At 67.0% G+C, this 16,434-nt stretch carries 15 protein-coding genes and 1 pseudogene (1 of these 16 only partly in view); 12 read left to right on the forward strand and 4 right to left on the reverse strand.

Annotation, left to right across the window (positions count from 1 at the left end; translation table 11 throughout):
* Positions 1–564, reverse strand: partial view of a response regulator transcription factor gene (locus tag ACXJ16_RS16340; RefSeq protein ID WP_463922589.1) — the 5' portion only. It extends 117 nt beyond the left edge of the window; only the first 564 of its 681 coding nucleotides appear in the window; its start codon is at positions 562–564; the stop codon falls past the left edge of the window.
* 190 nt (positions 565–754) lie between these two features.
* On the opposite strand from ACXJ16_RS16340, the gene ACXJ16_RS16345 reads away from it, so the two are divergent.
* The 7 genes from ACXJ16_RS16345 to ACXJ16_RS16375 all read left to right on the forward strand — a co-directional run bounded on the left by ACXJ16_RS16345 (position 755) and on the right by ACXJ16_RS16375 (position 10,999).
* Complete coding sequence (locus tag ACXJ16_RS16345) at positions 755–2,950, forward strand: TonB-dependent receptor (protein ID WP_463922590.1); 2,196 nt, start codon at positions 755–757, stop codon at positions 2,948–2,950.
* Between the two features lie 26 nt (positions 2,951–2,976).
* Complete coding sequence (locus ACXJ16_RS16350) at positions 2,977–3,396, forward strand: hypothetical protein (protein ID WP_463922591.1); 420 nt, start codon at positions 2,977–2,979, stop codon at positions 3,394–3,396.
* A gap of 98 nt (positions 3,397–3,494) precedes the next feature.
* The gene (locus ACXJ16_RS16355; RefSeq protein WP_463922593.1) at positions 3,495–4,475 is read left to right on the forward strand and encodes an efflux RND transporter periplasmic adaptor subunit; all 981 of its coding nucleotides are present in this window, start codon (positions 3,495–3,497) and stop codon (positions 4,473–4,475) included.
* Complete coding sequence (locus ACXJ16_RS16360; RefSeq protein WP_463922594.1) at positions 4,475–7,576, forward strand: efflux RND transporter permease subunit; 3,102 nt, start codon at positions 4,475–4,477, stop codon at positions 7,574–7,576. Before ACXJ16_RS16355 ends, ACXJ16_RS16360 begins: the two co-directional genes overlap by 1 nt.
* Positions 7,573–8,955, forward strand: a complete 1,383-nt coding sequence (locus ACXJ16_RS16365; protein ID WP_463922595.1) for an efflux transporter outer membrane subunit — start codon at positions 7,573–7,575, stop codon at positions 8,953–8,955. The genes ACXJ16_RS16360 and ACXJ16_RS16365 overlap by 4 nt, the downstream gene beginning before the upstream one ends.
* A gap of 9 nt (positions 8,956–8,964) precedes the next feature.
* On the forward strand, positions 8,965–9,639 hold the full coding sequence (locus tag ACXJ16_RS16370; RefSeq protein ID WP_463922596.1) for a response regulator transcription factor: 675 nt from the start codon (positions 8,965–8,967) through the stop codon (positions 9,637–9,639).
* A 13-nt stretch (positions 9,640–9,652) separates the two neighbouring features.
* Entirely contained in the window at positions 9,653–10,999 is a 1,347-nt protein-coding gene (locus ACXJ16_RS16375; RefSeq protein ID WP_463922597.1) for a HAMP domain-containing sensor histidine kinase, read from the forward strand.
* 109 nt (positions 11,000–11,108) lie between these two features.
* Here ACXJ16_RS16375 and ACXJ16_RS16380 read toward each other — a convergent pair whose 3' ends face one another.
* Positions 11,109–11,432, reverse strand: coding sequence for a hypothetical protein (locus tag ACXJ16_RS16380; RefSeq protein WP_463922598.1), 324 nt, complete (start codon positions 11,430–11,432; stop codon positions 11,109–11,111).
* A gap of 52 nt (positions 11,433–11,484) precedes the next feature.
* Here ACXJ16_RS16380 and ACXJ16_RS16385 point away from each other — a divergent pair, with 52 nt between their 5' ends.
* Entirely contained in the window at positions 11,485–11,661 is a 177-nt protein-coding gene (locus tag ACXJ16_RS16385) for a hypothetical protein (protein WP_463922599.1), read from the forward strand.
* Positions 11,662–12,132: 471 nt separating this feature from the next.
* Positions 12,133–12,711, forward strand: a complete 579-nt coding sequence (locus tag ACXJ16_RS16390) for a TonB-dependent receptor domain-containing protein (protein WP_463923281.1) — start codon at positions 12,133–12,135, stop codon at positions 12,709–12,711.
* Here the strand turns inward: ACXJ16_RS16390 and ACXJ16_RS16395 are convergent.
* Positions 12,668–12,880: pseudogene (locus ACXJ16_RS16395) on the reverse strand (PhnA domain-containing protein); the annotation flags it as partial. The gene ACXJ16_RS16390 and the pseudogene ACXJ16_RS16395 sit on opposite strands and share 44 nt — an antisense overlap.
* Complete coding sequence (locus ACXJ16_RS16400; RefSeq protein WP_463923282.1) at positions 12,877–13,179, reverse strand: sodium-independent anion transporter; 303 nt, start codon at positions 13,177–13,179, stop codon at positions 12,877–12,879. The gene ACXJ16_RS16400 and the pseudogene ACXJ16_RS16395, both read right to left, overlap by 4 nt.
* Before the next feature lie 2 nt (positions 13,180–13,181).
* Here ACXJ16_RS16400 and ACXJ16_RS16405 point away from each other — a divergent pair, with 2 nt between their 5' ends.
* The 3 genes from ACXJ16_RS16405 (at position 13,182) to cueR (ending at position 16,434) form a co-directional block, all read left to right on the forward strand.
* Positions 13,182–13,325 (forward strand): DUF983 domain-containing protein, encoded by a 144-nt coding sequence (locus ACXJ16_RS16405; protein WP_463922600.1) that lies wholly within the window; start codon positions 13,182–13,184, stop codon positions 13,323–13,325.
* Positions 13,326–13,663: 338 nt separating this feature from the next.
* Complete coding sequence (locus tag ACXJ16_RS16410; RefSeq protein WP_463922601.1) at positions 13,664–16,042, forward strand: heavy metal translocating P-type ATPase; 2,379 nt, start codon at positions 13,664–13,666, stop codon at positions 16,040–16,042.
* On the forward strand, positions 16,039–16,434 hold the full coding sequence (gene cueR, locus ACXJ16_RS16415) for a Cu(I)-responsive transcriptional regulator (protein ID WP_463922602.1): 396 nt from the start codon (positions 16,039–16,041) through the stop codon (positions 16,432–16,434). The genes ACXJ16_RS16410 and cueR overlap by 4 nt, the downstream gene beginning before the upstream one ends.

Consider the following 16,434-nt stretch of genomic DNA (forward strand, 5'->3'; position numbering starts at 1 on the left):
GGTCTGCGGATCGAAGCCGAAGTTCCAGATCCGCTCCAGCAGCAGGGTGCGCGTGACGACCCGGTCGGGGCTGCGCATGAGCTGCTCCAGCAGGCTGAACTCGCGCGGCTGGAGGTCGATCGGCAATCCGGCGCGCCTCACCGTGCGCCGGGCGAGGTTCATCTCGATGTCGCCGACGACGAGGTTTTGCTGAAGCGTCTGGGGCGCCGGGCGGCGGGCCAGGGCGATCAGCCGCGCGGCGAACTCGGCGAAGGCGAACGGCTTGGTCAGGTAATCGTCGGCGCCGCCTTCCAGCGCCTCGACGCGGTCCTCGATGCCGCCCAGCGCAGTCAGCATCAGGATCGGGGTCTGGCATCCGCCGTCCCGGGCCTGCTTCATCACCGAAAGACCGTCGAGCCCGGGAACCATCCGGTCCAGCACGGCGACGTCGAATTGCTCGTCCGCAAGCAGATCGAGCGCCTCGTGCCCCGATGTGACGAGGCGGGAATGGTGGCCCAGTTCGCTAAGGCCGGAGCCCAGATACTTCGAAAGCTCCGGATCATCTTCAAGAACCAGCACGTTCATCGCGGAAAACAACTCACCACTTTCGCCAAAATCCCAACATTGAGATTACATTGGGAAGAATACACTTCTTCCCAATGTTGCGTTTTGCATCTTGGGAACCACCATGCCCGTCTGTATCCGCCCCAGCAAGTGCGATTAGCTCGCATTATCGTTAGCAATTATGTTCGATCGATCAGGGGGACTCAGAAATATGCCTGCTTTCACATCACCGCATGCGCGCAGCCGCCATGCCCTGCTTGCCGCAACGGCAGTTGCGCTCGTCGGCCACGGCGCGGCCGCGCAGGCGCAGGAAGCCCCGGCCAATCTCGGCGGCGCGACCGTCACCGCGACGTCGATCGACGACAAGGAAGCGCAGACTTCCTACAAAGTCAGCCGCTCGACCAGCGCGACGCGAACCGATACCCCGCTGATCGATGTGCCGCAGACGGTCAACGTCGTTTCGGTGAAGCAGATCGAGGATCAGGCTTCGAACAGCATCGGCGATGCCATCCGCTATGTGCCCGGCATTTTCTCGGCGCAGGGCGAGGGCAACCGCGAAACGCTGGTGATCCGCGGCAATTCCACCACCGGCGACTTCTTCGTCGATGGCGTGCGCGACGACGTCCAGACCTACCGCGATCTCTATAACATCGAGCGGCTCGAGGTCTTCAAGGGCTCGAATGCGATGATCTTCGGGCGCGGCGGCGTCGGCGGCGTCATCAATCGCGTCACCACGGTCGCGAATGGCGACCTCATTCGCTCGTTCCGCGTCGAGGGCGGCAGCTTCAACCACGTGCGCGGCCAGTTCGACCTGGGTACGCCGCTGGGCGAGGTGGTCTCGGTGCGCATGACCGGCGTGTACCAGAACAGCGAGAGCTACCGCGACGGCGTCGACTACAACCGCTGGGGCTTCAACCCGACGGCGACCTTCAAGCTCGGCGCGGACACCACCGTGACCCTCGGTTACGAGCATTTCAAGGATGAGCGCGTCGCCGACCGCGGTGTCTCCACCTACCTCGGCAAGCCGCTGCGCACGCCGCGCGGCCAGTTCTTCGGCGACCCCGACCAGAGCCCGACCTGGACCGATACGGACGCGGCGACGCTGTTCGTCGAGCACAAGTTCAGCGACACCGTCTCGATCCGCAACCGCACCCGCTATGCCGACTACGACAAGTTCTACCAGAACGTCTTCCCGACGACGGTGAACACGGCGCCGATGACCAACCCGGCCGGCCTGCCCGCCGGTACCTATGCGGCAGGAACCATCGTCGGCATCCAGGGCTACAACAACTTCACCAATCGCAAGAACTTCATCAATCAGACTGACCTGAACGCCCAGTTCGCCACCGGCGCGATCGAGCATACCCTGCTCGTCGGGGCGGAATACGGCCACCAGAAGACCGAGAACCTGCGTCAGGAAGCGTTCTTCCCCACCGCGTCCAACGACAGCGGCGTGACGACGATTTACGCGACGCTGCTCGACCCGACGATCAGCCGCCCCGACATCCGCTGGGCGCAAAGCGCGTCGAGCCCGCAAAATCGTGGCACCGCCGAAGTCGTCGCAGGCTACGTGCAGGACCAGATCGCGCTCTCGCCGATGTTCGATGTGGTCGTCGGCGTGCGATACGAGCACTTCACCACCAAGGTCACGAACCTGCGCAACAACCAGGACTTCAAGGTCTGCGACGACCTGTGGTCGCCGCGTGCGGGCCTGATCTTCAAGCCGGTGGAGAACGCCTCGATCTATGCTAGCTACTCGCGCACGTACCTGCCGCGCGGCGGCGACCAGCTCACCGCCCTGAATGCCTCGAACGAGAGCCTCGCACCCGAGAAGTACCAGAACTACGAAATCGGCGCGAAGTGGGACATCCTGCCGACCTTCAATGTCTCGGCGGCCGTGTTCCAGCTGGACCGTGCCAACGTCCTCGCCGACGTCAAGGGTAACGGCATTCCGGAGGCCGTGGGTCGCCAGCGCACCAAGGGTGTTGAATTCGCCGTCGCAGGCAGCATCACCAAGCAGGTCAGCATGGTAGGCGCCTATACTTATTCGGACGGCACGTTCCTCGACAACGTGTCAAATTCGGTGAAGGCGGGCAACATCCTGCCCAACATGCCCAAGCACGCCGCCTCGCTGTGGACCCGTTTCGATCCGATCGAACAGCTCGGTGCCGCCGTCGGCGTCATCTATCAGGGCAAGCGCTATGCCTCGACCGACAACCTGATCTCGATGCCTGGCTACACCCGTGTCGATGCCGCGCTCTACTACAACCTGAGCGAGACGGTCAGCGCCCAGCTCAACGTGGAGAACGTCTTCAACAAGCGCTACTTCATCTACGCGCACAGCAACACGAACGTGACGCCGGGATCGCCGACCGCCTTCAAGGTCGGCCTCAACGCGCGGTTCTGAGCGCGCGGCGCGATCGGTCGCAGCCGATGATCCACGTCGCCAAACTGTCGCCGATCGAGAAACTGGCGATCGACCTGATCCGGGGCTGCCGACCGGCACGCCTCGGGTCGGACGACTGCCGGGATTTCGTCCGGCTTGCGCGTGCGGCGAAGGGGGCGGGGATGGTCATCTCCGCCCTCGACTGTCCTTATCTGGGCGATGACGAGGCGACGCTGCTCGGCTGTCTGGCGCTGCTCCAGCGCCAGCGCGCGATCCTGGCGCTGGAGCTTGATCCGCAACTGCTGCGCCATCTTGCACGCGGGGCGGAGCGTCTGGCCGGATATGGCGGCAGGCTCGAATATCGCAACGTGGCGCGGATATCTCCCGGCGGCTCGACCCGGCGAAAGCGTGCGTGGCGCAGCAGGAACGCGCCCGAGACCACAGCGACGCAGGACCATCTGCATTGAGGGGCGGCGACCAGTTCCAATCATCGTCCTTTCGAACATTGGGATTTTGTATGGTTGCCTCCAGAATCGCCCAATGTGCGTCTGCTAGCGCCCTGGGCATGCGCCATCTTGCTCTCCTGATCCTGCCGCTCGCCGTGTCCGCCTGCGGTCAAACGGCATCCAAGCCGTCCACGCCGCCCGCCCATGCGGAGCTGATTGCGAACGAAGCCGAACTCCTGAAACTCACCCTGACGCCCAAGGCCCAGCAGCGCCTCGGCATCGAGACGGTGAAGGTCGGCGGCGGCTCGGCCGCGCAGACGCGGCAGGTGACCGGCGAGATCGTGGTGCCGCCGACGAGCGCGGGCGGCGTGCCCGTCAATTCGCTCACCAACCTGCAGCAGATCGGATCGCAGCAGGCGGTGGCCGACGGCGAAGTGGCGCGCACCGAGGCACAGGCCCGGCTTGCCCGCATTGCCCTGACCCGCGCCGAGGCCCTCGTGCGTGAGGAAGCCGGAAGCGTGCGCGCCCGTGACGAGGCCGCTGCCGCCCATGCCGCCGCGCAGGCCGCGCTCGGCGCCGCGCGCCAGCAGCGCAGGCTGCTCGGCCCGGCGGTCGCGACGCTCGGCACCCAATCGACGCTCTGGGTTCGCGCATCGGTCTTCGCCAGCGACGTCGGCGCGGTGCTGCGCGGGAGCGAGGCCATGATCCGCCCGCTCGGCGGGAACGGAGAAGGCAGGAGTGCACGCCCGGTCCAGGCGCCGCCCTCCGCCGACAGCGTGGCGGGCACCGTCGATCTCTATTATGCCGTGAACAACGGCGACCGCGCCTTGCGCGTCGGCCAGCGCGTCGCGGTCGAACTGCCGCTGGCCGGGCGCACGCAGGGCCTATCGGTCCCGTCCTCGGCCATCGTGCGTGACATCTACGGCGGCGAATGGGTCTACCGGAAGACCGGCGCCGATACTTTCGTGCGCCAGCGCGTGGAGGTCGCCTCGGAAAGCGGCGGCCAGGCGCTGCTCGCGCGCGGGCTCAAGGCCGGGGCGCTGGTCGTGACCGTCGGCACCGCGGAACTCTTCGGCACCGAGTTCGGGGCGGCGCACTGATGCTGGCCGGTCTCGTTCGCTTCGCGCTGGTCCAGCGCGTCCTCGTGCTCGCCCTTGCGGCGCTGCTGGTGGTCCTGGGCATCCGCGCCGGGCGGGACGTCCCGCTCGACGTGTTTCCCGAATTCGCCCCGCCCATGGTCGAGATCCAGACCGAGGCGCCCGGCCTTTCCACCGAGGAAGTCGAAAGCCTCGTCACCGTGCCGATCGAGACTGCGGTGAACGGGGTGCCGGACCTGATGACGCTGCGCTCCAAATCTGTGCTCGGCCTGTCGTCGGTCCAGATCCTGTTCGATCGCGGCACCGACGTCATGCGTGCAAGGCAGATCGTCGGCGAGCGTATCGCACAAGTGCAGGCGCGCCTGCCGCTGGCCGCGCGCCAGCCGGTGCTGATGCCGCCGCTGTCCTCGACCAGCCGCGCGATGAAGATCGGGCTGACCTCGACCAAACTCGACCAGATGAAGCTGTCCGAACTCGTGCGCTGGACGATCCGCCCCCGGCTGATGGCCGTGCCCGGCGTCGCCAACGTGGCGGTCTGGGGCCAGCGCGACCGGCAGTTGCATGTGCTCGTCGATCCCGACCGCCTGCGTGCCTCGGGCGTGACCCTTGCCGAAGTGCGCGCCGCCGCGGGCGATGCGGTGCTGATGGGCGGCGGCGGGTTCGTCGATACTCCGAACCAGCGCATCGCCGTGCAACAGGCGGGCATGGTGCAGGACGCCGCCCAGTTGGGTCAGGCGATCGTCAGGCAGTCAGGCAACGCGCCGGTCCGCCTGTCCGACGTCGCTCGCGTGGTGGACGGCCATGCGCCCCCGATCGGCAACGCGATCATCGACGACGTGCCCGGCATCATGCTGATCGTCGAGAAGCAGCCGACCGCCAACACGCTCGAGATGACCCGCGCGGTCGAGGCCGCCATCGCCGAGCTGAAGCCGGGCCTGACCGAAGTGAAGATCGATACCACGATCTTCCGCCCGGCTACCTTCATCGAACGCTCGATCGACAACCTGACCCGCGCCCTGCTGATCGGCTGCGCGCTGGTGGCGGCGGTGCTGTTCCTGTTCACGCGCGACTGGCGGCAGGCGGTCATCAGCCTGACGGCGATCCCCCTGTCGCTGCTCGGCGCCGGGCTGGTGCTGCTGTGGAGCGGGGCGACGATCAACGTCATGGTGATCGCGGGCCTTGTCATCGCGCTGGGCGAAGTGGTGGACGATGCCATCATCGACGTCGAGAACATCGCTCGCCGCCTGCGCCTCAACCGCGAGGCGGAGCGTCGGAAATCGGCTTTCGAGGTGGTCCTCGCCGCCTCGCTGGAAGTGCGCTCGGCAGTGGTCTTTGCCTCGCTCATCGTGATGCTGGTGTTCCTGCCGATCTTCTTCCTCGGCGGGCTGGCGGGGACGTTCTTCCAGCCGCTGGCGATCGCCTATGTGCTGGCGATCGGCGCCTCGCTGCTGGTGGCGCTGACGGTGACCCCCGCGATGTGCCTGCTGCTGCTGCCCCGCGCGCCGCTGACCGAGGAGCGCGACACGCGCTTCGTCGGCTGGCTCAAGGGCCGCTATGCCCGCGTCCTGCCGCGCGCGGTGGTGCGCCCCGGGGCGGCGATCGGCGTGGTGGCGGGCGGGTTGCTGCTCTCCGGCCTCGGCTACATGACCTTCAAGGACCAGTTCCTGCCCGATTTTCGCGAGAACGATTTCCTGATGCACTTCGTCGAGAAGCCGGGCACCTCGATCGAGGCGATGAACCGGATCACTATCCGGGCGTCGAAGGAACTGCGCTCGATCTCCGGCGTGCGCAATTTCGGCGCGCACATCGGCCGCGCCGAGCAGGCGGACGAGGTCGTCGGCCCGAACTTCACCGAACTGTGGATCAGCCTCGACGAAAAGGCCGACTACGACGGCTCGGTCGCGAAGATCAAGGAAGTGGTCGACGGCTACCCCGGCCTGTTCCGCGATGTGCTGACGTACTTGCGCGAACGCATCAAGGAAGTGCTGACCGGCGCCGGTGCCACCGTGGTGGTGCGCATCTACGGCCCCGAGCAGGAGGAACTGCGCGCCGCCGGACAGCGCGTCCGCGATGCGGTTTCGGGTATTCCCGGCGTGGCGGACCTCAAGCTGGAGAGCCAGGTGCTGGTCGCCCAGTTGCGCATTCGCCCGCGTCCCGAGGATCTGGGGCGGTTCGGCCTGACGGCGGGCGAAGTGCGCCGTCAGGCGCAGACGCTGGTGGCGCAGCAGAAGGTCGGCGAGATCTACCGCGACCAGCGCGCCTTCGACGTCGCGCTATGGGGCGAGCCGGAGGTGCGCGGCAATATCCACGCCCTGCGCGACCTGATGATCCAGTCGCCCGCCGGCGCGCCGGTACGCCTCGCCGATATCGCCGACGTCGAAGTAGTGCCCGCGCCCAACGAAGTGAAGCGCGAGAACGGTCAGCGCCGCCTCGACGTGACGCTCAACGTCTCGGGTGCGGACCTCGGCACGGTGGCGCGCGGGGTCGAGGCGGCCGTCGCCAAGGTGCGCTTCGCCAGCGGCTATCACCCCGAAGTGCTGGGTGAATACGCCGCGCTGAAGGAGTCGCGCCAGCGGCTGTGGACCACCGGGGCACTGTGCCTGATGGGCGTGCTGCTGTTGGTGTGGATCGAGTTCCGCTCGCGCCGGATCACCGCGCTGGTCGGGGTAAGCCTGCCGTTCGCGCTGGTCGGCGGGGTCGTCGCGGTGGCGCTGACGGGCGGGGTGCTCTCGCTCGGCTCGCTGGTCGGCTTCGTCACCGTGATCGGCATCGCCGCGCGCAACGGGATCATGCTGCTCTCGCACTACCGCCATCTCGAACGCGAGGAGGGGATGGCGTTCGGCCGCGACCTCGTCCTGCGCGGGGCGGAGGAACGGCTGGTGCCCATCCTGATGACGGCGGCCTGCGCTGGGCTGGCGCTGGTGCCGCTGATCGTCGCGGGCAATGCCCCGGGGCATGAGATCGAGCACCCGATGGCCATCGTTATCCTCGGCGGCCTGCTGTCCTCCACCGTGCTCAACCTGTTCCTGATGCCCGCGCTCTATGCGCGCTACGGCGAGGAGAAGCGCACGCCGCCCGCTCAGGCTCAGGAGGTCCTGGCATGACGCGCCGTGTTTCGCTCGCCGCGCCGCTGCTGGCGCTTGCCCTGTCGGCCTGCATGGGTGCGGGGACGCCGCCGAAGACCGTGGTTCCGCCCGCTGCGGGCGGCGCTTTCGCGGAGGTTCCGGTTGCCTCGATAGAGCCGGTGCCGGAAGACTGGTGGCGGCTCTACGACGATCCGCAACTCGACGCGCTCGTCATGGCCAGCCTTGCCGCCAACGCCGACTTGCGCGTGGCCTACGCCAACCTCGACGGTGCCCGCGCAGCCTTGAGACAGGCCCAGGCCGCGCGCCTGCCGACGACCACGGTGGAAAGCGCGCTGACGGTGGACAACCCCAGCAACCAGCCGAGCGCCGCCTCGGTCTCGGCCAGCGACTGGGACATCGCCGCGACGGCAAGCTGGGACGTCGACCTGTTCGGCCGCCTGCGTTCGGGCGCTCTCGCCGCGCGCGCGGATGCCGAAGCGCAAGCCGCCGCGCTCGACGGCGTGCGGGTGGCGGTGGTTGCTGATACCGTACAGGCCTATGTCGAATTCTGTGCTGCCTCCCGCGCCATTACCGAGGCCAAGTCGGTCGCCGCCGCGCAGGATCGCTCGGTGGCGCTGGTGAAGGAGCAGTTGGCCGCAGGCGAGGTCTCGCCGCTGGAAGTCTCGCAAGTCGCCGCGTTGTCGGCATCGTCGCGCGCGGCGGTCGCGCCGTTCGAGGCGCAGCGGACCAACGCGCTCTACCGCATCGCCACGTTGCAGGGGCGTCCCCCGGCGGAGGCGCGCGGGTTCGCGCTGGCCTGCGAGGCTGCGCCGCGCCTCAAAGGTGCACTGCCCGTGGGCGATGGCACCGCGCTGCTGCTGCGCCGCCCCGACGTGCGCGAGGCAGAGCGCAAGCTGGCCGCCGCCAGCGCCCGCGTCGGCGTGGCGCGGGCGGACTTCTATCCCAAAGTCAATCTCGGCGGCGCGCTCGGCCTGCTGGCGGGCGGGTTCGATGCGGTCGCCTCGCCGCTGATCAGCTGGGCTTTCCCCAACATGGCCCCGGCGCGCGCGAAGATGGCGCAGGCCCGCGCCTCCGAACAGGCGGCGCTGGCCGGTTGGGACGTCGCCATGCTCAAGGCGCTGCGCGAAGTCGAGACCGGCCTCGCCAGCTACGATGCGGAGATGCGCCGCAACCGTGATCTTGCCGAGGCAGCGAGCCAGGCGCAGGCCTATGCACGGCGCACCGCCGCTCGCGTGCGCTATGGCGATGCTGCAGGATTGCTGCAGGTCGATGCGGAGCGCACCCTCGCCACCGCCCGGCTCGCCCGGGTGCAGAGCGACATGGCGCTCGCGCAGGCAGAGGTAACACTGTTCCGCGCGCTCGGAGGTGGCTGGCGCGGCGGGGCGCAGGCGCGCTAGGCTGGCCTCATGCGAATCCTGATCGTCGAAGATGACCAAGACACCCTGCGCTTCATCGCCAAGGGGCTGGAGGAGGCGGGCCACGCCGTCATGCTCGGTTCGGGCGGGACTGAGGGGCTCTACCATGCCGCCGGTGGCGGGTTCGACGTCGTCGTCGTGGACCGGATGCTGCCGGGCCTCGACGGGCTCTCGCTGCTCAAGGCGCTGCGGGCGACCGGTGATACGACGCCGGTGCTGATGCTTACCGCACTCGGCAGCATCGCCGACCGGGTGAACGGGCTGGAGGCGGGTGCGGACGACTACCTCGTCAAGCCTTTCGCATTCTCTGAGCTTAGCGCGCGGATCAATGCGCTGGGACGGCGCACCCACGCCCGGATCGAGGCGCGGCGGCTCAGCGTCGGCGACATCGTGCTGGACCTCGATAGCCGCACGGTCGAGCGGGGCGGCAGGCGCGTGGCCCTGCAACCGCGCGAATTCAGCCTGCTGGCCGAACTGATGCGCAACCCGCGCCGGGTGGTGACGCGCACGATGCTGCTGGAGCGGGTGTGGGATTTCGACTTCGATCCCAAGACCAACATCGTCGACACGCACATGAGCCGGTTGCGCTCCAAGCTGAACGCCGGGTTCGAGGAGGACGCGATCGAGACCGTTCGCGGCTCGGGCTACATGATGCGGCCCGGATGATGTGGATACTGTGATGTTGGGGAAGGCATGGAAGACGACGACTGGGCTTGTCGCCATCGTCGGTCTCGTCTTCGCGCTGGCCATCGTGGGGATCGGGGCGATCTCGTATGAAGTCACGCACGAGGCACTGGAGCAGCAGCTCGACCACCGCATCTCGGCCGAGACCGCGGGGTTGCTGGCCGAGGCGCACAGGCACGGACTGCCCGCGATCGCCTCCGCCATCGAGCGGCGCGAGGCGTCCCGGTCCACTGCAAGCCTCGACTACCTGCTTGTGGACGAGGCCGGGAACCGGGTCGCGGGAAAGCTGCAGGCGCAAGTGCCTTCGAAAGTCGGGTTCGAGGAGTTCCTGCATTATCGCAAGCCCGGCGAGCCGGACCCCGGCATTGCGCAGGCGCTGACGACGAAAGTGGCGGGCGGCATGCTGGTGGTTGCAGCCGACCGTTCCGGCCTCGACGAGATCGACCGCACGCTTGCTGCCCTTTTCGCGGCGGCCCTTGCGGCCTTGCTGGTGGTCGGCGCGGTCGCCGCAGGGATCATCGGCTGGCTGACGCAGCACCGGCTGGAGCGCATCGACGCGACCGCGCGGGCGATCATCGGCGGCGACTTTGCCCGGCGCGTCCCGCGTGACGGATCGGGCAGTGAATTCGACCGGCTCGCGGGCACTCTCAATGCGATGCTGGATCGTATCGAGGGGCTGATGGAGAACTTGCGGCAAGTCTCCAGCGACGTCGCGCACGACTTGCGCACGCCCCTGACCCGGCTGTGTTCCAGCCTCGACCAGGCCGCGCAGGAGAGCGATGAGGAGGTCCGATCGGAACGGCTCGAAAGCGCCCGCGCGCAGGCAGCCGAACTGCTGGAGATCTTCTCCGCCCTGCTGCGCATCGCCGAGATCGAGGGCATGAGCGAGCGGCTTCCGCGCGAACGCCTAGACCTCTCCACGTTGCTTGAAAGGATGGCGGAGAGCTATCGCCCCGATTTCGAGGACAGCGGGCGATCGCTGCACCTTGTCCTGGCGCAGGATATGGAAGTGGAGGGCGACCGGCGCCTTCTCAACCAGGCCCTTGCGAACCTGCTCGACAATGCCTTGCGGCATACCCCCGCAGGCACCGGCGTCACGATCAGCGGCGAGCGGGTGAAAGACGGGGTGAAGGTGACCGTCGCGGACGACGGGCCGGGGGTTCCGGCGCAGCAGCGTGCCCGCCTGTTCGACCGCTTCGCCCGCGCGGAAGCGGCGCGCTCGACGCCGGGCCATGGGCTTGGGCTGGCGATGGTGCGGGCGATCGCCCTGGCCCATGGCGGCGACGCCCGGACCCTCGACGATCGGCATGGCTTCGCCGTCGAGATCAGGGTCCGGGGGTGATCGGTCAATACCGCAGCTTCGGGCTCAGCGAGTTGGTCTGCCCGAAGTAGCTGGTCTACACCGCGTTATGGGCGATCGGCGTGCAGTGCTCCGTTTTCGGTAGTGAGGATCAGCGGACCGCGTAGCTGGCGATAAAGCCCAGGTGGTCCGACAATTCGGTCCCGCCGTTGCCGATCCCGAACGGCACTTCCAGATCGCGCAAGGCCAGCCGGTCGTCGGCTCCTGCGCGGAAGTACTGCTTGTCCTTGGCGCGGGAAAGAATTGCGCTGCGGTCGCGCGCGGCCATCCCCGTGGTATCGATCGCGTTCGCCAGCGACGTCGCTTCCCGCGCGCCGGGGACGATCCCGCCCTGGGCTTCTTCGCCCGCGATACGGCGGGGGTCATGGCCGAGATCGAAATCCCCGCCGAAGATGATGTCGGCGTCGGCGGGCACGTTGGCGCGGATGAATTGCCGCGCGGCGGCGACCTGCAGCCCGTAGGCCGTGTTGGAGCGGGCCGGAGATCTTCACGCGACCCGCTACCGCGCGGTGCAGCGGGACCTGTTCGCGCAGAGCTTCGATCTTCAGGATACGCCCTCGTCCGTCCGTGCGGCGAATGCCGTTGCGGCTTTCGCGGAAAGGCGCCGCCGCGAGAGCCGCCATCTCAAGCTCGTTCCCGCGTGAGCACGAAGACTGGTAATGTCGGATAGCAAGCCGCTAGAAGCGCACGATGAATGGACAACAGTACGTCGCGCCGAAAATCCTGATGGGCGAATGATGACCGATCGACCGGCGCGCCGGGTCCGCCGCATCTTTGCGAGCCTTGGCCTGGTGCTGGGAGGCAAGGCGGGCGCGGGCATCATGAGCCTGGGCTATCTGTTGCTGGCGACGCGTTACCTGGGGCCGAAGGACTACGGCGTGCTGGTCCTCGTCCATGCCTATGTCACCACGGTTTGCGGGGTGATCGAATTCCCCTCGTGGCAGGCGATCGTGCGCTATGGTGCCGAGGCCGACCGCGATGGGCAAGCCCACCGCCTTTCGCGATTGCTGCGCTTCGGCGCCAAGGTCGAACTGGCCGGGGGCGCCCTCGCAGTGATCTCGGCGATGGCGCTGGTGCCGTTCGTCGGTCCCCATCTCGGCTGGTCTCCGAAGGCGATGGCCTTTGCGCCGTACTACGCCTTCGCCGTGCTGGGATCGGTGCGCTCGACGCCTTCGGGCTACCTGCAACTGTGCGGGCGCTTCGATCTGCTGGGCCTGCACAACCTCGTGCAGCCTATCTTTGTCGGCGCGCCGCAGACCTTCAACAACTTCAACAAATTCGATGAGACCAATTTCGTGCCCAGGGTCGGGCTCGCAAAGGATCTTGGGGCAGGGCACCGCGCAGGCTTCACCTATTCGCAGGGCTTCCGTACTGGCGCCTTCTATCTCGATCGGGACACTGGCGGTAACGTCTATTACGGCCCGGAATCGGTCCGCAATTACGAACTCTTCTACAAGGGGCGCACGCTCGGCAACCGACTGTCGATCAGCGCCAGCCTCTTCTACACCAAATATGCCGATCAGCAGGTCGAGTTCGCCCCGGATTCCTCCCGGCCCAATTATACGATTACGGAAAACGCAGCGTCCTCGCGCAGCTGGGGTTTCGAGCTTGAGCCGACATTCCAGATCAACAGGCAGTTCTCTATCTTCGCTTCGCTGGGCTACCCTTGCGCAGCGTCTGGCCCGCGCCCTTGACCTTGAGATCCTTGATCGTGATCACGCTGTCTCCATCGGCGAGAAGATTGCCGGCGGAGTCCCGCACCTCGACCGCGTGTTCGGCCGCAGCCCTTGCAGCGGCTTCGGCAGCGGGCAGCCATTCACCCGATGCTTCATCATAGATATAGTCGTCAGTGCTGTCGGTCACGAGAGTGTCCTGCCTTTGGGTTCAGTTGGGGCGGCGGCGATGGCCCCCGCGATACGGAGCGCGTCGGCAAAGCTGTCGCAATGAGTGATGTGGAACTGGTTAGCGCCGAGTGAGAGGTGGGAGAGCATCTTGAGCGGTTGTGCCTGAATGCCGGACAAGATGATGTGCGTGCCGGCGGCCGCGGCTTGCGTGACGATCTGCTCGAGGACGGCTGCGCCACTGGCATCGAGCAGCGGCACGCGTCGCATGCGTAGGATGATGGCTTTGCGTCGCTCGCCGAGAACAGCCGCGGTTCCTATCTGTGGGCACGCTGATGGCGATCATCCTGCCGCTCGCGATCATTATGATGATCGCCCTCATCCAGCCTTCCAAAGGGGCAATCATTGCCATCCAATGGTGGTTTTCCATGCATGGCTTCAAGCGGTTGCCGGATAAGCAGGACTGATGCGTTACCTTCACTCCGCCGTTAGCCTATTTGTCGAGAACCTCCTGGCCAGCAAAGCCCATGTATGAGCACGGGCTCATTGCCTGGAGAGGGCGTTTCCTCCGGGAACGGAAACACAAGCTTGCGGGATCTGGTCAGGCGACTGCCCGAGTGGTTGCGCTCCGATCTTACCTCCATCGATCCGCAGAGGCGCGAACGCGCGGAGGAGACGCTTGTCGCCATGATCGGGGCGTCGGCTGAACCGCAGGCGCCTTCGAGAAAGCGCGGTCGATCCTCATCCGGCCCTTGACCCTGACATGATGTCAGACCCTATGTTGATGGGTGCAGGAGACTGACACATGTCCGAACCGAACCACCACGACCCTCATTCGCATGCGCATGCATGCTGTCACGAGCCTCCGCATGAGCGCCGGCAAGATACGACCGGTATCGCGGTTGATCCGGTTTGCGGCATGCGGGTCGACCTAGCCGCCACGGCGCACCACACCGAGCATGCGGGCCAGACCTATCATTTTTGCAGTGATGGCTGCCGCACAAAGTTCATCGCCGATCCGGCACGCTACCTCGGCGACCAGCATCTGAAGCAACCTCAAGCCGCACCCGGATCGGTCTGGACCTGCCCGATGCACGCCGAGATACGCCAGGATTATCCCGGCGCCTGCCCGATCTGCGGCATGGCGCTGGAGCCAGCGATCGCGGAGGTGGCCAGCGGCCCGAGCGCCGAACTGACCGATATGACGCGGCGCTTCTGGATCGCGCTCGTCCTGGCCTTGCCGATCTTCGTCCTCGAAATGGGCGCGCACCTGTTCCCGGCCCTGCATCATCTCGTGCCGATGCGGATATCCGTCTGGGTGCAACTGGTGCTGGCTACTCCCGTCGTGCTCTGGGCCGGCGCGCCTTTCTTTGCGCGCGGCTGGGCATCGCTCCGCTCGCGCAACCTCAATATGTTCACGCTGATCGCCATGGGGACGGGGGTGGCCTGGGCCTACAGCGTGATCGCGACCTTCGCGCCCGGGCTTTTCCCTTCCGCGTTTCATGCAGCCGATGGCACAGTGGCCGTGTATTTCGAGGCGGCAGCGGTCATCACCGTTCTGGTGCTGCTCGGTCAGATGCTCGAACTGCGCGCGCGCGAACGCACATCGGGCGCGATCAAGGCGCTGCTCGGCCTCGCACCGCGCACCGCCCGGCGAATGCTGGCCGACGGCAGCGAGGAGGAAGTGGCGATCGAGGCGATCGTCGTGGGTGACCGGCTGCGCGTGCGTCCGGGTGAAAAGGTGCCCGTCGATGGCGAAGTCGAGGATGGCCGATCCTCGCTCGACGAGGCGATGGTGACGGGAGAATCGATGCCGGTCACCAAAGCTGTGGGCGATGATGTCATCGGCGGCACGCTCAACCAGACGGGGGCGCTTGTCATCCGCGCTGAGAAGGTCGGGCGCGACACGATGCTCGCCAGGATCGTCCAGATGGTCGCCGATGCGCAGCGCTCGCGCGCGCCGATCCAGCGGATGGCCGATCAGGTCGCGGGCTGGTTCGTGCCTGCGGTCCTGGCCGTTGCCGCACTGGCGTTTGCCGCCTGGGGTATCTGGGGGCCCGAGCCACGGTTGGCCCACGGACTGGTGGCTGCTGTCGCCGTGTTGATCATCGCCTGCCCCTGTGCGCTGGGCCTGGCGACACCGATGTCGATCATGGTCGGCATCGGCCGGGGAGCGGGGCAGGGCGTGCTCATCAAGAATGCCGAAGCGCTCGAGTTCATGGAGAAGATTGACACGCTCGTGGTCGACAAGACGGGAACGCTGACCGAGGGCCGGCCGGCCGTCACCCGCATCATCGCGACCGAAGGCTACGAGGAAGACGAGTTGCTCCGATTGGCAGCTGCAGTCGAGCGCGCGTCGGAGCATCCGCTTGCCCTGGCGATTGCCGCGGCGGCGGAGGAACGGGGCGTTCTCATTCCGTCGGTTGCCGACTTCGATTCCCCCATCGGCAAAGGCGCGACCGGCACGGTCGAGGGCAAGCGGATCATGCTCGGCAATGCCGCCTTCCTCACCGGGGCCGGCGTCGGGACAGCCAGCCTTGCGGCAGATGCCGAAGTGCTACGCGGGGATGGCGCCACGGTCATCTATGTCGGGGTAGCGAATCGCGCCGCGGGTGTGATCGCCATCGCGGATCGCGTGAAGGCGACGACCGCCGAGGCGCTCGCTGCGCTCCGTGACGAGGGCATCGAGGTCGTCATGCTGACCGGCGACAATCACACCACGGCACAAGCCGTTGCGCGCAGCCTCGGCATCGAAAAGGTCGAGGCAGACGTCCTTCCCGATCAGAAGAGCGCCGTTGTCGCGCGGCTCAAGCGCGACGGCCGCATCGTCGCGATGGCAGGCGATGGGGTGAACGATGCACCCGCGCTGGCCGCCGCCGATGTCGGCATCGCGATGGGCTCTGGCACCGGCGTGGCGATCGAGAGCGCGGGCGTCACGCTGCTCAAGGGCGATCTGACCGGCATCGTTCGCGCCCGGCGTTTGAGCCAGGCGACCATGGCGAACATCCGCCAGAACCTGTTCTTCGCCTTCGTCTACAATGCGCTGGGCGTGCCCGTCGCGGCGGGCGCTCTCTACCTGCTGTTCGGCGTGCTGCTCTCGCCGATGATCGCGGCGGCCGCAATGGCGCTGTCGTCCGTCAGCGTCGTCACCAATGCGTTGCGGCTCAACCGGGTGACGCTGTGAATATCGGGGGAGCGTCCAATTCGAGCGGCGTCTCGCAGCGCATGATCCGGCACTATGAGGCAATCGGCCTCATTCCGCCGCCGGTCCGCCGCGGCAACTATCGCGACTATGCGAATGCCGACGTCCATCGCCTCAAGTTCATCGCCAACGCCCGCGATCTTGGCTTTCCGATCGAGGAAATTCGCGCGCTGCTCCATCTCTGGGCCGATCGGGAGCGATCGAGCGCCGAGGTGAAGGCGCTGGCGCTTACACGGGCGGACGAACTCGGCCGGAAGGCCGCGATGCTGGAAGCGATGCGGGCTACGCTGCTGGAGCTGGCGGAGACCTGTCACGGTGACGCGCGGCCGGAGTGTCCGATTCTCGATCATCTTGCGGTCTCGTCCGCTTCCTGA

This window comes from Novosphingobium sp. TK71 (assembly GCF_055361505.1).

Excerpts from the sequence above, each read along its gene's own strand:
- ACXJ16_RS16345 (WP_463922590.1), top strand. The coding sequence starts at position 755 with ATGCCTGCTTTCACATCACCGCATGCGCGCAGCCGCCATGCCCTGCTT.
- ACXJ16_RS16350 (WP_463922591.1), top strand. The coding sequence starts at position 2,977 with ATGATCCACGTCGCCAAACTGTCGCCGATCGAGAAACTGGCGATCGAC.
- ACXJ16_RS16355 (WP_463922593.1), top strand. The coding sequence starts at position 3,495 with ATGCGCCATCTTGCTCTCCTGATCCTGCCGCTCGCCGTGTCCGCCTGC.
- ACXJ16_RS16360 (WP_463922594.1), top strand. The coding sequence starts at position 4,475 with ATGCTGGCCGGTCTCGTTCGCTTCGCGCTGGTCCAGCGCGTCCTCGTG.
- ACXJ16_RS16365 (WP_463922595.1), top strand. The coding sequence starts at position 7,573 with ATGACGCGCCGTGTTTCGCTCGCCGCGCCGCTGCTGGCGCTTGCCCTG.
- ACXJ16_RS16370 (WP_463922596.1), top strand. The coding sequence starts at position 8,965 with ATGCGAATCCTGATCGTCGAAGATGACCAAGACACCCTGCGCTTCATC.
- ACXJ16_RS16375 (WP_463922597.1), top strand. The coding sequence starts at position 9,653 with ATGTTGGGGAAGGCATGGAAGACGACGACTGGGCTTGTCGCCATCGTC.
- ACXJ16_RS16390 (WP_463923281.1), top strand. The coding sequence starts at position 12,133 with ATGGCCTTTGCGCCGTACTACGCCTTCGCCGTGCTGGGATCGGTGCGC.
- ACXJ16_RS16410 (WP_463922601.1), top strand. The coding sequence starts at position 13,664 with ATGTCCGAACCGAACCACCACGACCCTCATTCGCATGCGCATGCATGC.